Raw genomic sequence first — 19,477 nt, forward strand, 5'->3', positions numbered from 1 at the left:
GATGGCCTGCAGTTGCTGAACCTCGCCATCGCTGAGGACCAGCGGTGGCATCGGACGACCAAGCGCCACGGAGCACCTCGGGAGATACTCCGCATTCTAGAGGTTATTTCCGGGACGGCACACTAGCAACCGTCATGCGTACCACTCTGGAACTGCCGGATACGCTGTTTGCGCGGTTGAAAGCCCGGGCCGCCAACCCGGCGAACATAGCGCTCCAGCGATCAGCCCTCGACCTGCCGAGGCTGGAAGGGGCACTGATGATCTCCCCTGATCAGCTCAGCAACGCAGGGCTGTTCGAGCTGATCAAGCCATAACATCACAGCGCTGGGGGTGGTGCGGCTGATGAGCCAGCCCAAGCTGATGGGTGCAGCCGTGAAAAGCACAGCAGAGGCCTCAGCGGTACTGAAGGCTTACTGCGCGCAGCCCGGAGTGGCGATGGCGGAACCTGAGCACGACGGCTGGGAGATCTTCCACGCGATCGTCAGCAGCACCGAACTGCCCGCAAGACACTACACTGACGCCTATCTGGCCGCCCTGGCCATCGCCAATGGCTGGCGGCTGGTGAGCTTCGATCGGGATTTCAGGCGCTTTGCCGGCCTGGAATGGCTACAGCTGCCATGTGCACCACAGACCTGGAGAGCCGGTTGAATCCCTGATCTTCATCAAGACCGATGTGGGCCTGCTCACATGGCCGGCCCAGGGAGTGCGGATGTTACGGATGGACTTGCGGGAAAACCAGGCTTCTGCAATGGTTCAGCTCAATATCGAGAGAGGCCGCCGCGATGCCCAAAACCGCTCTGATCACGGGCATCTCTGGGCAGGATGGGTCGTACCTGGCTGAGCTGCTGCTGGAGAAGGGCTATGTGGTGCATGGCATCAAGCGGCGGGCCAGCAGCCTGAACACCCAGCGCATCGATCATTTATATCAGGATCCACACGAAAGTGATCCCAGCCTGGTGCTCCACTACGGCGACCTCACAGATTCCACGAATCTGATCCGGATCGTGCAGCAGGTGCAGCCGGATGAGATCTACAACCTGGGCGCCCAGAGCCATGTGGCGGTGAGCTTCGAGAGCCCGGAATACACCGCCAACAGTGATGCTCTGGGCACTCTGCGCATTCTGGAGGCCGTGAGAATCCTGGGGCTCACGGAAAAAACAAGGATCTACCAGGCCAGCACCAGTGAGCTCTATGGCCTGGTGCAGGAAATCCCCCAGAAAGAAACCACGCCGTTCTATCCGCGCAGCCCTTACGGGGTGGCCAAGCTCTATGCCTACTGGATCACAGTGAACTACCGCGAGGCTTATGGGATGTATGCCTGCAACGGCATCCTGTTCAACCATGAAAGCCCGCGTCGCGGTGAAACCTTCGTGACGCGCAAGATCACCCGTGGTCTGGCCCGCATCGATGCCGGCCTCGACGACTGCCTGTTCATGGGCAATCTCGACTCGCTGCGCGACTGGGGCCACGCCAGGGACTATGTGGAGATGCAGTGGCGGATGTTGCAGCAGGACGGCCCCCCGGAAGACTTCGTGATCGCCACCGGCCGACAGGAGAGCGTGCGCCGCTTCATCGAGCTCACCGCCGGGGAGCTGGGCTGGGGCGGCATCGAATGGAGCGGTGAGGGGCTGGAGGAGCAGGGCCGACGCGCCGGCAGCGACGAGGTGGTAGTGCGGATCGACCCGCGCTACTTCCGCCCAGCTGAGGTGGAAACGCTGCTGGGCGATCCCGCCCGGGCCCGCGAGAAGCTGGGCTGGACGCCCACCACCACATTGGAGGAGCTGGTGGCGGACATGGTGGCCACCGACAAGGAAGAGGCCAAGAAAGAGGCGATTCTGCGACTCAAGGGCTTCAACGTGGTGGGTTCGATGGAGAACCCGCCCACCAATCCCCACGCCGTGGAGCGGGCCCGCGGAGGGCTGGGTTGATGATGCCCGACAGATCTGACCATTCTTATGGTCTGAAGCGATGAGGCTGCGTCATGACTCAGGTCGTACCCCTGTCCGACGCGAAGGCGAGGCTGGCAGGTCTTGTGCAGGCAGCGGAAGCGGGGCAGGTGGTGCACATCTCCAGGCACGGCAAGCCGGTAGCGGTGCTGCTCTCCGAGCAGGCCTACAGCACATTGCATCAACTGCAGACAAGCCTGGCCCCCGGGAAGGCCATCCTCAACTGGCGCCTGGAGGGGCGATCAGGTTGCCACGAGGATTGGCCGTTGCCATCCGATCCGTCAGCGGATCAGGAGGTTCCCTCGTGGCGGGATCGCGCACCCGGGCGACCCGTCGACCTTTCGTGAGGGGGCTGCTCGACACGAACGTGCTGTCGGAGCCCCTGCGGGAGCACCCCAACCCGTTGGTGGTGGAACAGCTCCAGGACGGTAGTCATCAATTGCATACGGCCAGTGTGGTGATCCATGAGCTGGCCTACGGCGTACAGCACTTGACTGCGGGGAGAAAACGACAACGCCTGGCCGAGTATCTCGATGCTCTGCTGAAGTCGGGATTGCAGGCGCTGCCGTATGACTGCCGGGCAGCGCTCTGGCATGGGCAGCAACGCGCTCAGCTGATGGCCGACGGCCGGCTTGTACGGACGGGCAGATCGCCGCCATTGCAGCAACGAACGACCTGGTGATGGTGACCCTCAACCTCAGCGATTTCGCCGATTTTCAAGGACTGCAACTCCTCGACTGGTTTTCCGAGCCATGAGCAACACTTCCACCACACCCTTGATCAACCCCAGCGATCGCATCTTCGTGGCGGGGCATCGGGGCATGGCCGGCAGCGCCATCTGCCGGGCGCTGCAGCGGAAGGGCTATGCCTACATCCTCACCGCCACGCGCCAGGAGCTGGATCTGGAGGATGCCGTGGCGGTGCGGGCCTGGTTTGAGGCGAACAAGCCGCAGGTAGTGGTGCTGGCGGCGGCGAAGGTGGGGGGGATCCATGCGAATGACACCTACCCGGCTGACTTCCTGCTGCAGAACCTCAAGATCCAGAACAACGTGATCGAGAGCGCCTGGCGCACTGGCACGCGGCGGCTGCTGTTCCTGGGCAGCAGTTGCATCTATCCGCGCGCGTGTCCGCAGCCGATCAAGGAGGAGTATCTACTCACCGGCCCGCTGGAGCCCACGAATGAGTGGTATGCAATCGCCAAGATCGCCGGCATCAAGCTCTGCCAGGCATTGCGAATCCAGCACGGCTTCGATGCGATCAGCCTGATGCCCACGAATCTGTATGGGCCGGGAGACAACTACCACCCCGAGAACAGCCATGTCATGGCGGCGATGATCCGCCGGTTTCATGAAGCAAAAAACGCAAATGCAGACAGCGTTACATGTTGGGGCACTGGCACACCACTACGGGAGTTTCTTCACGTTGATGATCTGGGAGAGGCTTGTGTGCATGTACTAGAGGCGTATCACGTTGATCTCTACGAGCCGAACCAACATCTCAATGTAGGGACCGGCGTAGACCTCACGATCAAGGAACTGGCAGATACTGTGGCGCGTGTTGTGGGGTTCAGCGGAGAGATCCTCTGGGATGTCAGTAAGCCCGAGGGTACTCCTAAGAAGCAGCTGGACGTGGGACGATTGTCAGCGTTAGGCTGGCAGTCGAGAATTCCTCTTCGGCAAGGGCTGGATAGAACTTACAGGGAGTTTACGCAAACCTACCAATAACAGCGGTCTTTATAATAGCATGATTAAAACCCTTGTCTCCTATCCAGACTACACTATGGGCAATGCCTATCAAGAACTCGTCTATAAAAGTTACGCAGGCAAGGTTGTCTATGGAGACATTGATAAGGCGATTGAAATCTCGGAGGGCGATCAGAGCTGTATCTTTCACATACATTGGCTCAACCAGATAATCAAGAATGATAGGCAAGAGTCAGAAAAGCTTGCCGAGGAATTTAAACAAAAGGTTTTGCATCTCCAGTTGCGAGGATCCAGATTGGCCTGGACAGTCCATAACCTCCTTGGACATCACACTAACACAAAGGATACTGATTTTGAAATCGGCTTTAGGCGTTGGCTTGCAGACAAAGTTGATCTATTAATTCTCCATAAACCAGGTCACTTAAATCTTATTCGTTCTGTATATAAATGCAGTCCTAAACACTGCTATTTTCATGAGCATGGCTTGTATGAGCTTAAACCCAAAACCATACCGAAAGCCCTGATCCAGGAAACTGCTATCAAACCGGGAAGCTTCATAATCAGCTTGCTGGGTCAAATCCGAAAGTACAAAGGGCTAGCTGAAGCTATTGAAATCTTCAATGCCATTTCGGAAAAAACCAACAAAGATCTTGTTTTACTTGTTGCAGGCGCAGTTGAGTGGTCATATCGCAACGATGTAGCAACTCTCCTCGATACAGTATATGATCAAAATCGTCTAGTTTCTGTGCAGCGAAGGCTACTCGATGAGGAACTTCATTGGCTGACAGAGCACTCAAGCTTAATCATGCTTCCCTATACTAAGATTCTAAATTCTGGCTCGTTGAGATATAATCAAACTCTTGGCACGATTTCGGCAATCCCTAGTCGACATATGGAGTTGTTTCGAAATGAACCAGGAATTCTATTTTATACTGACATTCAAGATGCAGCCAATCAGATAAAGGTGCTTATTGATGAAACTGAAGAAGCAAATCAACAGCGATCATTCGACATCAAAAGACAAGCACAAACCAAGCTAAGCTGGCCAGACTTGACAGCAATCATGAATCAACTATGATGTTAATCAGTGATGAATGGCAGCTTCCAGCTGCAACGGAAAGGGAGACATGGGTCCGACTTAGGGAGCACCAGGTTACCGAGAGCGGCCGTTTTCTACATTATCCGTGGGCAACACTAATCGATAGCTGTAACAACAATCAAGATAAAGCTAGAGCCTTATTGATTGCTCTGGCAAATGGAATCGACGATGGAAGCTATAGTATGACATGTTGCCAGCATATTAGAGGCTTTATGTACTCCTTTCTTTTTCGAGCATGCAGGATCAAAGATGTTTTTTGGCCTCATACAACATATTCGACCACGCATGGGTATGGACAAGTTCACTACCATGCTTATCCATTATTTCCAGTTCAGAAGCCTTCTGGAACTGAGTCAAAGAGCAATCATCGCGACTTACTAGCTTCCTTTACGGGCGCATACGACCCGAGATATTATCTGACTCCGGTTAGAAAGTGGATTGATCAGTGTGCTTGGGATTCTGCAAGTGATAATACTTATATTAAGATTACCAGTGAGTGGCATTTTGAAAAGACAGTCTATCAAGAACAGGTTGCAGGAATGCCTTTAAGTACAGGCGAAAAGGAAGCGGCTAACATACGAGAACAGAAGTTTCGTGAGTTATTGCAGCGGTCGATCTTCTCACTATGCCCATCTGGATCAGGCCCAAATTCAATCCGGCTTTGGGAGTCTATTGGCTTCGGCTCAATTCCGGTATTACTGGCGGACGGCCTCAAGTTACCAGCAAGAATAGGCTGGGAGGAAGATAGTGGATACTGGAGTAATGGAATTCTAATTGTCTCCGAGCAGGAAAAGGCTGTCGCAAAATTACCATCTCTGCTTAAAGAACTTGCGAATGACTCAGCTTTTATCAGACGACAAAGAGCATCACTATCTCAGATTTGGGATCACTACTGGACGGATTGTTTTGCTCGTCCAATCACTGATTTTCTTACCGACCATGACCTTGGTGGTTCGACTTCTATACAGGCTTACAAAGAGGGCTCCCGCCGTTCATTCGTCAAGGAGCTCCACACTCATTTTGTTCACTTTCTTAGGTATGCTTCTCGCAATCCTATGCTTAATCAAAAGTGGCCCACAGGATTTACCGCTATTGTCGACTACATTGTAGAACAGAAAACCGGGATCAGGCATGAAGCAGTGAATATTAATACTATGTTTGTGGAGCGCTGCAAACAAAGCAAAGGTCGGAATAGCTATTTGGTCTTAGGCGATATTCTTCAAGCTCTCGTCGGCGAATCATGATACTTACAATTATCCTGCCGCTTTCCCAGCCCACTGATTTGTCTGCAGCCTTCGTTCGCAGCTTAGAACAACTAGCTCATGTAGGAATGCATGGGAAGGATTTAAGAATATGTATACTCTATAGTGAGTTATTCCTAGTGAGCCTTCAACAAGATCAAAGATATCGCCTTAAAGCTATTGAGAGCCTTGCTAAGGAAGTATACGGCGGTCTATCCCTCTGCTGCAGGGAGCCCATAGCTATGGTCACTGAAGTCGCGAAGCTTTTCCCAGATCAACCAATTGCTATAGTCGATCCATCGTATTATATCGCTGCCGAATGCTTAGATGATCTAGATATGATAACAAATGCAATGAAACCATTAGATAGCGTGCTTCTTCCAGTTCGCATTAGAAAAGGGTTGGCAAGCTCACCAAGACTAGACCAACTTTACTATAATAGTAATAAGAGGTACTTACGTATTAACCCTTTTGTAGTGCTTAATGACTTCGTCACTGATCGATACCTGATGATTTTTACTTCGGGTGCCCTGCAAGCCAGGATGCATTCGCAATTTGACATTGCCTCAGAACTATGCTCCAATTATGGTACTTTGCGGTGGATTGTAACCTGCTATCTTTTAAAGGGGCGCATGCGTTTAAGCTCCCAGCAGGTAGTATATTGTGATCATTCTCTCAGTAAATCTTGTCACCTATATTCTTATCATCAGATGCGGCTAGAAGTTGTCCAGCAAATTAGTAGGCTGACTAAAAACAGATTGTATAGAGCTTTTGCGGAATTACTTGTCAATGCTCTGAATCACTTTCTTGCGATATCAGACACAATTCAGAATGAACATGTACCCGACACATACCTGAGGAGAGATCTGTATAAAGCAATATCCAAGAGCCTTCCAGCCGTGTTTCCTGCATTTGAATCATATGGGCAGAGCTCCTTTAATACATTTATTCATAGATCGAACTGGTCACACTTTTTTGAACAAGCGGATTTACCAGTTGGAAGTCAATCATATACAGCCAAATATGTCTCCGCCAGCTATCCCTTTTATAGACAAAGAGGTTTGCTTACGAGTGTCCCTCAATGTGTTAGTAATAGTGAGAGACCAAGTATAAGTCAAGCTTTTTTATGGTGTCCGCTCAACCGCCTTCTCAAAGAGCTTCCAGAGGATGATGAGGGGATAGTCTTGCTGAGCGATACCTTAGATGCGGATCCTACGATCCATGCATTGATTATGCCTCATGAAGTTAAGACTGGTGTTAAATATCGCCTTGCTTGTCTTGCCAAAGCAGATACACTTCAGGAAATTACTCTACGGCTACCAGCACGATTCTTTGGTGAAGAAATTAGGGTAAATATTAATCTAGCTAACAGCAGCTTTAATGTTGTTTCAGGTAAGCCAGAACGTGTTACGATCTATGCGCAGCCTGGCGGACTGGTTAAATGTGAACTAGTTGCAATTGCCCTCAAGCCTGGCAAGTCAAACGTCTCTGTAAGGCTATGCAAGGGCAGCACCAGTTACTACATAGGAGATGGTAATGGGCGAGTGTATGTGGGGAAAGTTGAGCTTAGCTCACTTTCTGAACCCAGTGATGTAAGGCCAAGAGCTAAGCCTGGGCTTATGTGCCACAATCTACTTCTTTGTAATGAGGATATTTTTATCCCATGCTACTTGCTTGAAACGGCCGATAAAGGTAAAGAATCGCAGGACATCAAGCTTATTACAAATGTCAATGCGGATGCGTCTTATGAATTCTCGTTTATTGTTTCTTGTGATGTTACAGCCAGCATTGATGTAGATTTGTTAGGTTCTATCTTTGGTGATGATGGTATAAAGGCTAGATTTAATCTCTTCGACCACAGCTCATGTGTTTTATCAGGATCACCTCATCAGCTAAAATGTATTCACCTCGGTGACCAGAGATTCCAATGCTCAATTACTGCCCAATCACTCCACAAGGGTTCTCAGGCTTTGTTTATTACATTCCTGGAAAGGGTTAAAGTAGATATCAATTCCAGAGGGATCGAGACAACGATTGCGTTACACGATCTACAATTTCGTGTTTCTCAGTTCCTTGATGCCAATGCTCTAAGTGGCCCTTCTATCAGTGTAATTGCAGTAACCTATGGGATGCATAACTACATTCCAGAATGGCTAGCCAATTACAGTCTCCAGTCAATTCACTTATCTATTGGCAGTGAGTTATTAATTGCTGATCCAGAGCTGAATCTTCCCCTTCAGCTTTATTTAGAGTTCTTCGCTAGAGTGAGTGGATGCAATCTTCATATTTTGTCATTATTGAATGATCCAGGCCTTTATGAATGCTGGAATCGACTCATTCGCATGAGCCGATCCAAGTATATCTCGAACTTTAATCCCGATGATCGGAAGCTCCCTAACCATCTTGAAAGTCTTATTTCTATTGCAGAAGAAACTGGAGCGGACGTCTGTTCGTCCGCATGCTATGTCAGCAGAGTTCAAGAACCTTGCGATGTTAGTTTTCTTCCCGCAGATATTATGAATCTAGAGGAGAAGTGGTGGTCGTCAACATCAGCAATACCATCTTCTTACCCGCTTTCTTGCGCCAAGCTGGTGAAGAGACTGACATCGGATAGTATCCGTGCTAACAATCAGATTCATTCTATGCCAGTCTGGACCAGGGATCTGCACAATAGATATGGCTTTTTTGACGAAAAAGAATACTCTACTTATGCAGACTTTGCATTGTGGATTAAGGCATTAAGGCATGGTGCTTTAGCCATATTCTACCCGAAGGCTCTATACATGTTTTCTGTAATCGAAACATCCCATAATCGGGTTAATAAGGACCAACGTATACTAGATTTACTGCTTGCTAGGTGCGAAGAATAACATGTTTTCTACTCTGACTGAGTCTCTTCTATTTGGCAGCCACTTATACCTCTTGTTCCTCTTTGAAGCAGTTTCTCTCCCAATGAACATAGTCATTCAGTCGGACTGGGTTTCTAGAGTCTCCATAGGTCTATGGAACAGATTAAACATCATTTGGCGGGGCCACTTTATCCATGTTCGTTGTGCTTATCATCTTGATGACTCTGAGTCGCAGAAACTGAATCTAATTGTTTTCCCATTGCAATTAATCTAACCATGACTAATCTATACCTTCATATTGGTACTGAGAAAACCGGAACAACTTCTATACAAGAATTTCTGCGTATGAACAGGTCTGCATTAGGTGTCATCGGTAGTTATGTGCCCCATTCGCTAGGAAGAAGCAACCACCAATGGCTGCCATTTGTATTCTCACGAGATCTCACTGTAGACAGTTTCTTTAGAATGCAACATATCCGTACAGATGAACAGAGACTTAAAGCCCAAGAAAATATGAAAAACGTATTTCGAGATGAGATCTTGAATACACATTCTGACAATTGGGTAATCTCTTCTGAGCATCTTCAATCATGCCTTGAAAGAAGACAAGAAATTGTTGATCTTTATGATGAATTGTCCAATCATTTTACCACTATAACTGTCTTAGTCTATTTACGAAACCCCATTGATACAGCTATGTCAGCCTGGTCCACACGAATAAAATGTGGAGTTCTCGCTAAGGAGCTGGTTTCACCTAACGACCGTAGAATTTCAACAGTTTGCAATCATCAGCGTACATTACAGATTTGGTCAGAAGTATTTGGAATGGAAAATTTAATTGCAAGAATATTTCATGCTCAAGAATTAGTCGGAGGCGACATTCTATCTGATTTTACTTCTTTATTATGGCCTGACATGAACATTATCAACTATCAGCAGCCAGGTCGAAAGAATGAATCATTGAGTGCGCTTGGCGCTTCGATCCTTAACCAAGTCTTGTCTTTGTACAACGTAAAGACTAGTCCCACGACGTATAGACATTATCAGCAAATTGTGCAATATATCATGGATCATACTGCTGGATGCGGAAGGCTGACTGTAAGCAGCACTTCTTTGTCTCAGTATAATTCTTACTTCATGGATTCTAATGCTTGGGTACAGCAGAACTATTTTCCGCGATTGTTCGACTTGTGGCCGATAAAGACGGATATAAATTGCATTAAATCCAACCAAGATGAACCAGCTTCAGCATGGCCGACTACTGATTGTTTGTATATGTTAAGCAGTAAAGGTATTCAATGTGCAGACGAGATAGTAAGGATTATTGAAAGCTGCTCAATTCTGGAGGTGGATGTTTCTGTCGCTGACTTAGGGCTATTGGAAAATGTCGATCTCATGGATCTTGTCCAGTAGCTTTTGAGCTGCTAAGACATGAAGGTATGGATGCGTATAGCTGGCATCAAAGGAATCTATCATACCCCAAGAGCGGGTAACTGCAAAAGTCTCTCTTTTTTTCTGTGACCATAATGGTCTATTGATGAAGTCTTTAGAGCATGCCATGACTCTGTGCTCAAACAAATTGCAGAGTGATTCCCAAGTATCAATGTCAATGAGATGGGGAAATTCCCCAAGCATCTCCCTGCAATTATCATAGGTCCTATTGTAACTGGGTAAACGAGTAGAAACCCAAAGCAATATTAACGGGACTGCCAGCCTATCCCTAAGTTCTTTGTATTCTTCAAGAAAAGTATTAACGCTCTCTTCTGCTAGCATCTGCCTTTCGTCCTCTGAGAGAATTGGAAATAGTTTTGCCCATGCACTATGCGCCAATAGTTTCTCAGGTGGAAGGGATGGATGTTGTAGTGTGACTACGCATGTGCCATCGTGCTGCTTCATGTATCTATTTCCCACTGAGCGCCCACTCATTACCTGGATTACGCAGGCTTTTGTTTTGTTAATATCATCAATAACCCTTGGGTTCAAGAGAAATGCTCTTGGTCCAGCCCCGCCATGTCCTAGATTTAGGCAATTAAGAGACAACGCATTGGCTACTAGCTTTGGAAATGGAAACTCGCACCAAACACCAAATGCTTGCGCCGCCCCAATGAACGAAACTGAGTTTTTCAGACTTTCGTCATCAAAGCTTAAGGGGCCTCGAGCTCTGAATCCATAGGGAGTTGATTGGAGGTGATAATCAAGACTGTCGCCGACCTCATCTTGATATGCTTGGCCCATGTCTAGAAGCACTGCGTCTCCAAATGGTACCAGGCATAGATGGTATACGTCTATAAAATGTCGAGTAAGCGTTCAGGGGGCCCCCGGGTTCAGTAAAGATTTCACCCCTCTAATCAGTACATCCGGGGGCTTGAGGACATGACCAATGCGCGGATACAGCGAGGCCGTCAAGGCTGATGTGAGGAGGCGGATGAGCCCGCCGCAGAGGCAGAGCGTGGCCCGGATTTCAGAAGAGCTGGGCATCCATGTGATCACCCTCTACAAATGGAGGAAGACCTGGCGGTTGCAGGGAGAGGTGGTGCCGGCATCCGAGAAGGAACCAGAAGGCTGGAGTGCTGCCGACAAGTTCACGGTGGTGCTGGTGACGGCTGGGTTGAACGCCACTGAGCTCAGCGCCTACTGCCGGGAGCGGGGCCTCTTTCCTGACGCAGGGGGGAGGAGCAATCCAACCGAGGACAGCAGTCCCTGCAATCCAGAGCTGATCCAAAGTCTTAGCTACAGCTTGGCTCCGGCTGTCGCCGAGCCATCGCCAGTAGCGCCGTGATGTCGTGAGTTACGGCCTGCATGCCGGCTCGGATCGACTGAAATCCAGCCAGTCGGAGCAGGTTGAGGGCTGCCGTCCGTAGCGTCGCCATTGCTCCAGCGCCGTTGCCCCGGTAGCGATGGGCGTCCTCATCGAGCTGGGTGTCACGGATCCAGTGCCAGCTCTCAATGCTCCAGCGGTCGCGCACCAGTTGCAGCAGGGCTTCTGGGGTGGTGCGCAAGCTGGTGAGGAAGAAATGGGTCTGCCGGAAGGTCTTGCCGTCGCGGGTCCCGACGGCGGCCATCTCCACAATCCAACTGGTGCCGCTCCAGGCCTCACGGATGTGCTCCGGTGCCTGTTTGGCGCGGAGCGTCCAGGTGATGGCACGACCATGACCCTCCTCGAAAACACTTGCCTCAACAGGGATGTGGCGTTTCCCCTGGAACTGGCATCGGATCTGGCGATGCAGTGTCTGCTGGCGTCCCCCGGTGTCAAGCGACTGCTTTTGGTCCTCCGGCGACACGAAAACTGGTCCACCTGATGGCCTGCTGACGGGGCCCTTACGGCGGCCCTTGGATCTGTGTTTCATCGGTTGGTGTCGTGTCGTTGGTATGGGTTGCGGCACCTGTGCCGCTTGATCGGGGTGCCCCCCTCAGACCGCTGCGTCGCTTCTCCCTCAGCCGGTAGCTGTCGCCCCGGATCATCAACACATGGCTGTGGTGCAGCAGCCGATCGAGGATCGCTGTGGCGACCACGTGATCGCCAAACACCTCGCCCCATTCCATGACGGGACGGTTGGAGGTGATCAGCACGCTGCCGCGCTGATAGCAGCGGGAGATCAGCTGGAAGAACAGGTACGCCGCGTTCGGCTCCAGCGGCAGGTAGCCCAGCTCATCAATGATCAGCAGCCGAGTTTTGGCGTACTGCGTCAGCCGGGCCTCTAAAGCGTGTTGCGCCTGGGCCTTGGCCAGGGCACTGATCAGCTCCATGGCGCCCACGTACTGGACGCTGTGACCGAGCCGCACCGCCTCCCGGCCCAGCGCCACCGCCAGGTGGGTCTTGCCGACGCCCGGCGGGCCCAACAGCAGCAGCGTGTCGCCGTTGGCCACCCAGCGGCAGGTGGCCAGCTCTCGGATCTGGGCGGGGTCGATCGAGGGCTGAGCCTCGAAATCGAACGCCTCCAGCGTGCGCACATAGGGGAACCGCGCCAGCCGCAGTGCCATCTCCATTCGCAGCTGATCCTTGCGGGCCACCTCGGCGGCGCAAAGCCAGGCCAAGGCCTCGCGCAGGTTCATCTCCCGCCTAGCCGCCTCCTCCAGCAGCGCATCCAGGCGATCGCGGATCGCTGGCAGCCGCAGGCGGGTGAGCATGGCCTCCAGCTCCTCGGTCGGCACCGGTGGGATGACCGGCGTAGATCGCTGGCGTGGGTTGGTGCTCATGCCGCCACCTCCCCGATCAGCTCGGCATAAACCGCCAGAGGCCGGGCCAGTTCAGAGCTGCGGACCACGCGCCGCTCGGGCTCCTGATCACGACTCGTGCTGGCGTCCTGCAGCGATCGCGCCGCCTCGCGCCGCTGCCGTTGCGGCACCAGGCCATCCCAATGGCCGTCGATCACCTGGCGGCTGCGGCTACCGGGACGCTGGCGCCTGTGCTCAGCGACGATTCGGCCGCCATGGCGGATCAGCACCTGCTGGTCCCGCACCAGCACGCTCACCCGCTGACGGATCAACGCCTGCGGCGCCGAGTACCAGTTCGCCTCCACCTCCACGCAGCAGTCGCTGTGCACGATCCGCACCAGCTCCCGCTCCGCCAGGAATGACGGCTTGGCCTCCAGCGGCTGCAGCGCCTGGGCTTCTGCGCGCACAAACCGCTCCAGCGGCACCTCGCCTGTGGTGCCATGCACCCGCAGGTCGGCCACCTCGCGGGTCCAGCCCACCAGATGGGCCTCAAACTCCGCCCAGCTGCTGAACTCCCTCCCGGCGATGGCATTCCTCTTGACGTACGCCACCCCGCGCTCGTCCTTGCCTTTCGTTCTGGCTCGGTACGGGCGGCAGGCACGGGGCCTGAACCCCCAGTAACTGGCAAACTCCTCCAGCCGCTGGGCGAACACCAGGATGTTGCGCTCGGGATCGTGCTGGCTCACCAGTGCGCGGGCGTTGTCCACCAGCACCTCCTGCGGCACCCCGCCCCAGTGGCGGAAGCCCTCCTCCAGGGTCAAGAGCCAGTGGTCCTGCTTCTCGCTGCGGAATGCCCGCACCAGCAGCCGGCGCGAGTACCCCAAGGTGAGTACCGCCAGGTGCACCCGCACCCGCTCGCCGCCAATGCTCACCAGGCACTGGCCAAAGTCAGCCTGCAGCTGCCGGCCCGGCGGGGTCTCGAACCGCACCGTCGCCAGGGCCGCGTTACGCAGCTCCCGCCGCCAGGGCTCCACGGCACGCTCCACCGTGCGCAAGCTCACCTCGATTCCCTTCTCACTGGCCAGCTCCTGCCGCACCACATCGACATTGCCGCGGTGGGCCAGAAACCGCTGCCGCAGCCACTCCCGCTGGCTATCGAGAACCGTGTTGCGGCAGGGCTTCCCGTAGGGCTGCCAGCCACCCTGCCGCAGGTACTTGCGCACCGTCTCGGGCGAGCAGCCCAGTTCCCTGGCGATTCGCCGCCGGCCCCAGCCTGCTGCCGAAAGGCGCTGCATCGCCTCCACGTCCTGAGGGGTCTGCACCGCCGTCTCCACAGCCATCGGCTCCAGAGATGGCGCCCCTCCGCTGCCCTTGTCGTCCTGCCTGGCTCGCTCCACGGGGTGGACCAGTTTTCGTGTCGCCTCCGGACCAGTTTTCGCTGTCGCCTGACACCCGGAGTGGTGTAAATCTCCCGGCACCCCCACCCCCAGGGCCAACTGAATGTCAGGCACAAGGGTCGTTGTGCGGCCAAGCTGGGCCTGGTTTTATCGGGACTGCTCTTTACCTTTGGCCCAGCTTTCTGCCAGCCCCGATCTGATCGCCTTCCTGCAGGCCCTGCCGGAGAGACGTAAGCGCCGAGGGGTCCGTTACCCCCAGTGGTTGCTGCTGTTGATGGCGATCCTGGGCATCTACTGCTTTGCAGAAGGCTGACGCCTACAGCGGCTGCCGCAGCGCCAGGGATCTGGAGAGTTTTGCCAAGCGGCATCACCAGGCGTTCGGCGCGGCGCTGGATCTGGAGTTGCCCAAGGCACCCTGCGACTCCACCTTCCTCTACCTGTTCGAGCGCGTGGAGCTGGAGGAGCTCTTTGGGTTGCTCAGGGAGGGCCTGCAGAAAGGCGATCAGATCAACACTGGCAGAAGGCTGGGCCAATGGACGGGAGCAGCCCCGATAAAACCGGCACCAGCATGGCCGCACCAGCTCCCTTGTGCCTGACTTTCAGTCGGCCCTGGCCTGCGCACCGCCCCACAAGCATTGCTGCGCCTGGTGCGGCAGCGCTGGAGCATTGAAAACGAGTGGCATTGGGTGCGGGATGTTCATCTGGCTGAGGACACCCACCGTTACGCGAACCGCGTCGGTGCACCGCTGTTTTCATTTCTGCGCACGGTGGTGATGAACTTGCTGCGCGGGAGCGGTTTTCGATCGATCCATGCCGGCCAGCAGGAGGTGGCCCATGACATCAGCCGGATGCTGGCGCTGGGAGAGGGCAGCCTGGCCCCAGGCACGGCTTGATCACACTTTTAGGCAGCCCTGGCGCAATAGGGGAGCCCACAAGCCTGGCTATGCGGTGACCGGCACATCATCCCACTTGGGACATGGACCATTGCAGGCACCTCCTTCCATGGAATTGAGCTCAAGAAGGCTCCAAAGCCAAGCGAAAAGGAATACATAAAGAAGGCGCAGCAGCCTCAGGATCTTCTCCGCGCACATCACCAGGAAGCTCATTGAGATTGAACCCTCAGCGCCAGCGGACAGCCTGGCCATGATCAACTTCAAGGAATATTTGCGCTTGCCTGTGCCAAAGACGCCTTCTACCTCATTGCGTCGGCGCTGATCGGCAAGTAGCTGTTGCCTGTGGGCGGCACTAACCTCTGGATCCTTGGGTGGCCTGCCCAGTCGTTTACCCGACAGCCTGATGCCAGCTCTCGTGCAGAAGTGTCTGTTCTTGGCATTGATGTAGATGCGATCCGCGCAGATGCGTTCTGGATAGCAGTCATAATCTTGTTTGTACTTTTCAGCTTGCGCAATCAGGTCACTACCTTCGTTGTAGGCATCCCAGCTGATGCGGTGCAGGAATGGAAATCCGTTCTGAACCGAAACGCTGATCTTGGCCCCAAACTCAACTGCCGCCCTTGCCTTGCCGCGCACAATCGGACGGACCCAGCGTTGCACCAAGCTTACAAGCCGATCAGGGATGCTCCTCGTCTTGCTATGGAGGAGAATAGTCTGCTGACGGAACAGCTCACTACAAGCCAGCAGCTTCTGCCACCAATGCTCCTTGAGAGCCGAAAGGCTTGCTCCAGCTGCGATCAGGGCATCGATAGATTCTAGATTGCGCTGCAGATAGCTGAGCTGTCGCCTCACCGCAGCTTTGAGCCTTCTCCACCTCGGCTTTTTCTGCTTTGCAACATTCAGGAAGTAAGCTCGGGCTTTGCCACGGTCATAGCGAGGTCGATGCACGCCAAAGTCAGTACCTTGTTTGCAGAGATCGTCAATTACTTTCTCGGTCGATACCCTTGCTTCATTCAAGAGCTTCAGGTCCGTGGGATAGGTGATGTCAGCCGGCGCGCAGGAGGCGTCAATGCTGAGTGTTCCCCAATTCTTCCCAGCCGGCCAGTCAACGGGTTTGATCAGAGCATCGAGTGAGAGCTGATCGCCGCTGCCCGAGCCATCTCCATTTGAATCTTCATCGTCATGGCACTGAGATGCGGCAGCCTCAACCAACATCTCCTTGCCTCGCTGAACCACGACCTCATTGATGCGCCTCAGGTCATCGTCTGAGAATCGCTTACGAAAGTGAACCATCATTGATGGATCAAAGGGCACTTTGCTGGAGTATCCAGCAAATCCCAGGAAGAACTGCATGTAGGCGTTCTCCTGGATCTGGAGAACTGTCTCTTCATCGGTGAGACCTAAACGCTGCTTGATGTAGAGCGATCCGAACGCCAGACGCACGGGCTTGGCTGGAGCCCCCACATTTACACTGAACTGAGGAGCATAAGCCTCCTCCATTTCTTGCCAGGGGATGAGCTCTGCAAGCAACACCCAGCGGTTGCCAGGGTCGAGTGTGCCGCCAAAAGGCACGTGGAAGTCTTCGATTGAAAGCTGACCGATATGCTGCTTTCGGTACATGTGCGGCTGTGATCAGTAGCAGCAATCCACGATTGCCGCATTCCTGGCCAGTCTACCGGCTATCAACCGCTGAGACCAGTTGCGGCACAATCGATCTGGCTTTTTCAGGAGTCCCTCCTTAACTCCTGGAAAAAACATGCATAAATCCCTTCCAGATCATCGGGAATAAGACATGCTCCGTCACCGATCCTTTACACCCATATCCTAACAGGATCATGGGATTTGCCCTGGGAATGAGAAATTCTAGCATAACAACTTCCCCAATTAAAAGCAAAATATGAAATTATTCAAAGGACAAAAACTTTTCGTCATACTGCAACATAAGCTTGCGCTGGTCAAAGCTATTCTCCCAATTGTTTGACAAGATCAACCTTGTATATTCACCCCTTTGATCACGAATTACTTTATTTACAACTTCTCTTTCTGATTCTACAGGCAAGACACCCTTGGGAAATGATCCATTAAAGGTATATAAAACTTCAATACATCTATTAAAGCAAAGTGCTGCTATTCCGAATGTACCGTGTGAAATTACTAACGCCTTTGCAGATGTCAAATATTGAATATCTTCTCGTAGATCATCAGATGATTGAACTCTGAAATTAATTGATGAGGCACAAAGAAAGCTCTCAACTTCGTCGATCACAGGATTTAGTTTATTTTCATAAACTAGTGTCACGAATTCAGGCGAGTAGTCAAGAATTGACATTTTATAAAACGCACAAGGTGGTTGCCCATACCCAGGGTGGACAAGGCAATAATCACTAAATATATCACCCGAACGAATATGAATAGTCAATTCGCGGAGGCTGCTATTATGCATTTTACTTTTTAAATAGCATGAATCACTAAATATGTTTACCAAACTTCTCATGCTTGGCATATCTGAATATATACTTGTGGATATCCTGTAAAAAAAATATCCTTGAAGGGATACGCCTTGCTTTTTTGATCCGATTAAAATAGTAATTGGAGGTTCTCCTGCGCAGACAATCTTAGAAGAAACTGGAAATAAATCCCTGACGCGCTTTGTATCTGGTATATGGATTGATTTAGCGCCTATTGTTCTAGCAAAGTGAATGGCATTTGTTATTTGTATGACAAAATTAGCAAATCTTGGTATAGAACTAATCTCCAGAGAAAGTTCTTTTGAGCTAATACTATGTATTGTAAATTGCATGGGATCCGGGGCACTGGAATGCTCTATTAATTTCCCGCCTTCATTGATCATCAAATTGTATTTTCTTGCGAATATTGCTGCCATGAACTCGACTAAGCTAGTTGCGTAATCCAATGGATGTCCTATTGTTATTTGACTTAAGTGTATTGGTGTTCCTCCGCCATGAGTTTCTCTGTTGATCTTTAGATACCTGAATCTGGAAGATGTAACGATCGGAATGCCTTTGTGAAAAAATATCTGATTATTGTCCAGCACTATTTTTACTTTCTCCCATTCTACACCGTCAAGAGAGATAAAGAAATCGCATCCTAAAATCCGTTTTGATATCTCTTCATTCTGACACCGGTTGTATAGATATATCCCCATTATGCCATCTATTGGCATCGCAAAGTCAATAATGACATTCGGCGTTTTATCGTTAGTATGAAAAATAAACTGATTAGGATTATTAATGCTTAGGACGTCCCCTTTCAGGGTGGGATGACTTACGCTACTGCTAGCACTTATGGTTGATGCGCTATTTGGAAGAAGGTTGTTTACAGACTTAATCAAGGCGGTAACGATTTCGCCAAAATTTGCACTTTTCAACAAGTCGTCTAACAACTGCATTGCGTCATCGTATTGCCGCGAGTAAATCAGGCTCCATATCTGATGTGGAAGCGGATTCGAAATTTTATTTGCTTGTTCCGGCAACGTCTTTTGGTACAGCTTGCGCTATTGTACAGAGGGGTGGAAATTTTAATACCCGTTCATTCATGGTCGGTTCAACCCATCAGGCCCGTTGCTGAGCTTGCACGGTTCTGGCTTTATGGGTCCGGTGCCTGCCGGAAGTCGCTCTATCCGCCGTTCTGGAGCCATGACCCCTTGTTGCCATGGACTCCTTACCCTCTGGTTGCGGTTTCAGGCAGGGCCACGCCGGCAAGGGCCCTGGCCTGTTATGGAACCCGGTGACATCCCTGTCCGCCTGGGCATAGTGGTAATCACTCATAGCGAATGACTGGTGCCGGCTCCTGCCGCCGTGACAACCACCACACATGACTGACCGACACAAGTCTGAGAACCCTTGCAACAGCATGGGTTGTCAACCGACATCCGGAATTGGTCCTCCGCCTACCTAATCGTCGCCGTGCACCAAAGCCCCGTTCAACTGGACCGCCACAGCGGATTCAATCCCGGAGAAGCTCCAGGGACTTGCTCGCAAATCTCCGGGACGAGACACTGGAGTGTACGTCATGCCAAAGTAGTACTGCATACAGGCCTAATAGCTTAGGTGTGTAGTCCCAACAGGTTGTTCAGCTGACAAGGGGGTGTGAGGTCGCCAGGGTCGGAGTGTCACCGCCGTCCCAAGACCTCACACACCATGCATAGCCACCCACTGGCCCGACTGACGCCGA

The 19,477-nt window shown here is 52.1% G+C and carries 20 protein-coding genes; 14 read left to right on the top strand and 6 right to left on the bottom strand.

Translation table 11 applies throughout. The features are described 5' to 3' along the window. Positions 1 to 134: 134 nt before the first annotated feature. From KBY93_RS14310 to KBY93_RS14355, 10 genes are all read left to right on the top strand, one after another. On the top strand, positions 135 to 314 hold the full coding sequence (locus KBY93_RS14310) for a hypothetical protein (protein WP_255095102.1): 180 nt from the start codon (positions 135 to 137) through the stop codon (positions 312 to 314). A 58-nt stretch (positions 315 to 372) separates the two neighbouring features. Next, on the top strand, positions 373 to 648 hold the full coding sequence (locus KBY93_RS14315) for a PIN domain-containing protein (RefSeq protein ID WP_255095103.1): 276 nt from the start codon (positions 373 to 375) through the stop codon (positions 646 to 648). Positions 649 to 782: 134 nt separating this feature from the next. Next, positions 783 to 1,928, top strand: a complete 1,146-nt coding sequence (gene gmd, locus KBY93_RS14320; protein WP_255095104.1) for a GDP-mannose 4,6-dehydratase — start codon at positions 783 to 785, stop codon at positions 1,926 to 1,928. Between the two features lie 53 nt (positions 1,929 to 1,981). Continuing rightward, the gene (locus tag KBY93_RS14325; protein ID WP_255095105.1) at positions 1,982 to 2,293 is read left to right on the top strand and encodes a type II toxin-antitoxin system Phd/YefM family antitoxin; all 312 of its coding nucleotides are present in this window, start codon (positions 1,982 to 1,984) and stop codon (positions 2,291 to 2,293) included. Continuing rightward, positions 2,290 to 2,628, top strand: coding sequence for a PIN domain-containing protein (locus KBY93_RS14330; protein WP_255095106.1), 339 nt, complete (start codon positions 2,290 to 2,292; stop codon positions 2,626 to 2,628). The genes KBY93_RS14325 and KBY93_RS14330 overlap by 4 nt, the downstream gene beginning before the upstream one ends. Before the next feature lie 70 nt (positions 2,629 to 2,698). Beyond that, the gene (locus tag KBY93_RS14335; protein WP_255095107.1) at positions 2,699 to 3,670 is read left to right on the top strand and encodes a GDP-L-fucose synthase; all 972 of its coding nucleotides are present in this window, start codon (positions 2,699 to 2,701) and stop codon (positions 3,668 to 3,670) included. Positions 3,671 to 3,689: 19 nt separating this feature from the next. Then, positions 3,690 to 4,727: a hypothetical protein gene (locus tag KBY93_RS14340; RefSeq protein ID WP_255095108.1), complete on the top strand. Its 1,038-nt coding sequence runs from the start codon at positions 3,690 to 3,692 to the stop codon at positions 4,725 to 4,727. A 161-nt stretch (positions 4,728 to 4,888) separates the two neighbouring features. Continuing rightward, positions 4,889 to 5,992, top strand: coding sequence for an exostosin family protein (locus tag KBY93_RS14345; RefSeq protein ID WP_255095109.1), 1,104 nt, complete (start codon positions 4,889 to 4,891; stop codon positions 5,990 to 5,992). Next, the gene (locus KBY93_RS14350) at positions 5,989 to 8,859 is read left to right on the top strand and encodes a hypothetical protein (RefSeq protein ID WP_255095110.1); all 2,871 of its coding nucleotides are present in this window, start codon (positions 5,989 to 5,991) and stop codon (positions 8,857 to 8,859) included. The genes KBY93_RS14345 and KBY93_RS14350 overlap by 4 nt, the downstream gene beginning before the upstream one ends. 255 nt (positions 8,860 to 9,114) lie before the next feature. Next, positions 9,115 to 10,251 carry a hypothetical protein gene (locus tag KBY93_RS14355; RefSeq protein WP_255095111.1) on the top strand — a complete coding sequence of 379 codons (1,137 nt, stop codon included), beginning with the start codon at positions 9,115 to 9,117 and terminating at the stop codon, positions 10,249 to 10,251. Here KBY93_RS14355 and KBY93_RS14360 read toward each other — a convergent pair. Continuing rightward, positions 10,213 to 11,073 carry a DUF6473 family protein gene (locus KBY93_RS14360; protein ID WP_255095112.1) on the bottom strand — a complete coding sequence of 287 codons (861 nt, stop codon included), beginning with the start codon at positions 11,071 to 11,073 and terminating at the stop codon, positions 10,213 to 10,215. The genes KBY93_RS14355 and KBY93_RS14360 overlap by 39 nt on opposite strands. Positions 11,074 to 11,263: 190 nt before the next feature. Between KBY93_RS14360 and KBY93_RS14365 the strand changes: the two genes are divergently transcribed. After that, positions 11,264 to 11,617 carry a helix-turn-helix domain-containing protein gene (locus tag KBY93_RS14365; RefSeq protein ID WP_399223272.1) on the top strand — a complete coding sequence of 118 codons (354 nt, stop codon included), beginning with the start codon at positions 11,264 to 11,266 and terminating at the stop codon, positions 11,615 to 11,617. On the opposite strand, the gene KBY93_RS14370 is transcribed toward KBY93_RS14365, so the two are convergent. The 3 genes from KBY93_RS14370 to istA are packed head-to-tail and all read right to left on the bottom strand — an operon-like array spanning position 11,565 to position 14,390. Then, positions 11,565 to 12,119: an ISAs1 family transposase gene (locus tag KBY93_RS14370; RefSeq protein ID WP_255095114.1), complete on the bottom strand. Its 555-nt coding sequence runs from the start codon at positions 12,117 to 12,119 to the stop codon at positions 11,565 to 11,567. The two genes, KBY93_RS14365 and KBY93_RS14370, sit on opposite strands and share 53 nt — an antisense overlap. A gap of 37 nt (positions 12,120 to 12,156) precedes the next feature. Further along, complete coding sequence (istB, locus tag KBY93_RS14375) at positions 12,157 to 13,035, bottom strand: IS21-like element helper ATPase IstB (protein WP_315856419.1); 879 nt, start codon at positions 13,033 to 13,035, stop codon at positions 12,157 to 12,159. Beyond that, the gene (istA, locus tag KBY93_RS14380) at positions 13,032 to 14,390 is read right to left on the bottom strand and encodes an IS21 family transposase (protein ID WP_255095115.1); all 1,359 of its coding nucleotides are present in this window, start codon (positions 14,388 to 14,390) and stop codon (positions 13,032 to 13,034) included. Before istA ends, istB begins: the two co-directional genes overlap by 4 nt. Positions 14,391 to 14,559: 169 nt before the next feature. Here istA and KBY93_RS14385 point away from each other — a divergent pair, with 169 nt between their 5' ends. From KBY93_RS14385 to KBY93_RS14395, 3 genes are read left to right on the top strand one after another with little or no spacing between them, the layout of a single operon-like run. After that, a complete protein-coding gene (locus KBY93_RS14385) occupies positions 14,560 to 14,703 on the top strand; it encodes a hypothetical protein (protein ID WP_255095116.1) in 144 nt (47 codons plus the stop codon). Continuing rightward, positions 14,690 to 14,986 carry a hypothetical protein gene (locus tag KBY93_RS14390; protein ID WP_255095117.1) on the top strand — a complete coding sequence of 99 codons (297 nt, stop codon included), beginning with the start codon at positions 14,690 to 14,692 and terminating at the stop codon, positions 14,984 to 14,986. The genes KBY93_RS14385 and KBY93_RS14390 overlap by 14 nt, the downstream gene beginning before the upstream one ends. Positions 14,987 to 15,025: 39 nt before the next feature. Continuing rightward, the gene (locus KBY93_RS14395) at positions 15,026 to 15,283 is read left to right on the top strand and encodes a hypothetical protein (protein WP_255095118.1); all 258 of its coding nucleotides are present in this window, start codon (positions 15,026 to 15,028) and stop codon (positions 15,281 to 15,283) included. A 48-nt stretch (positions 15,284 to 15,331) separates the two neighbouring features. Here the strand turns inward: KBY93_RS14395 and KBY93_RS14400 are convergent, their stop codons facing one another. Further along, positions 15,332 to 16,903 (bottom strand): IS5 family transposase, encoded by a 1,572-nt coding sequence (locus KBY93_RS14400; protein WP_255095119.1) that lies wholly within the window; start codon positions 16,901 to 16,903, stop codon positions 15,332 to 15,334. Between the two features lie 283 nt (positions 16,904 to 17,186). Further along, entirely contained in the window at positions 17,187 to 18,776 is a 1,590-nt protein-coding gene (locus KBY93_RS14405) for a hypothetical protein (RefSeq protein WP_255095120.1), read from the bottom strand. Positions 18,777 to 19,477: the final 701 nt, after the last annotated feature.

It is taken from the genome of Synechococcus sp. J7-Johnson (genome assembly GCF_024345795.1).
GTDB lineage: Bacteria > Cyanobacteriota > Cyanobacteriia > PCC-6307 > Cyanobiaceae > Regnicoccus_A.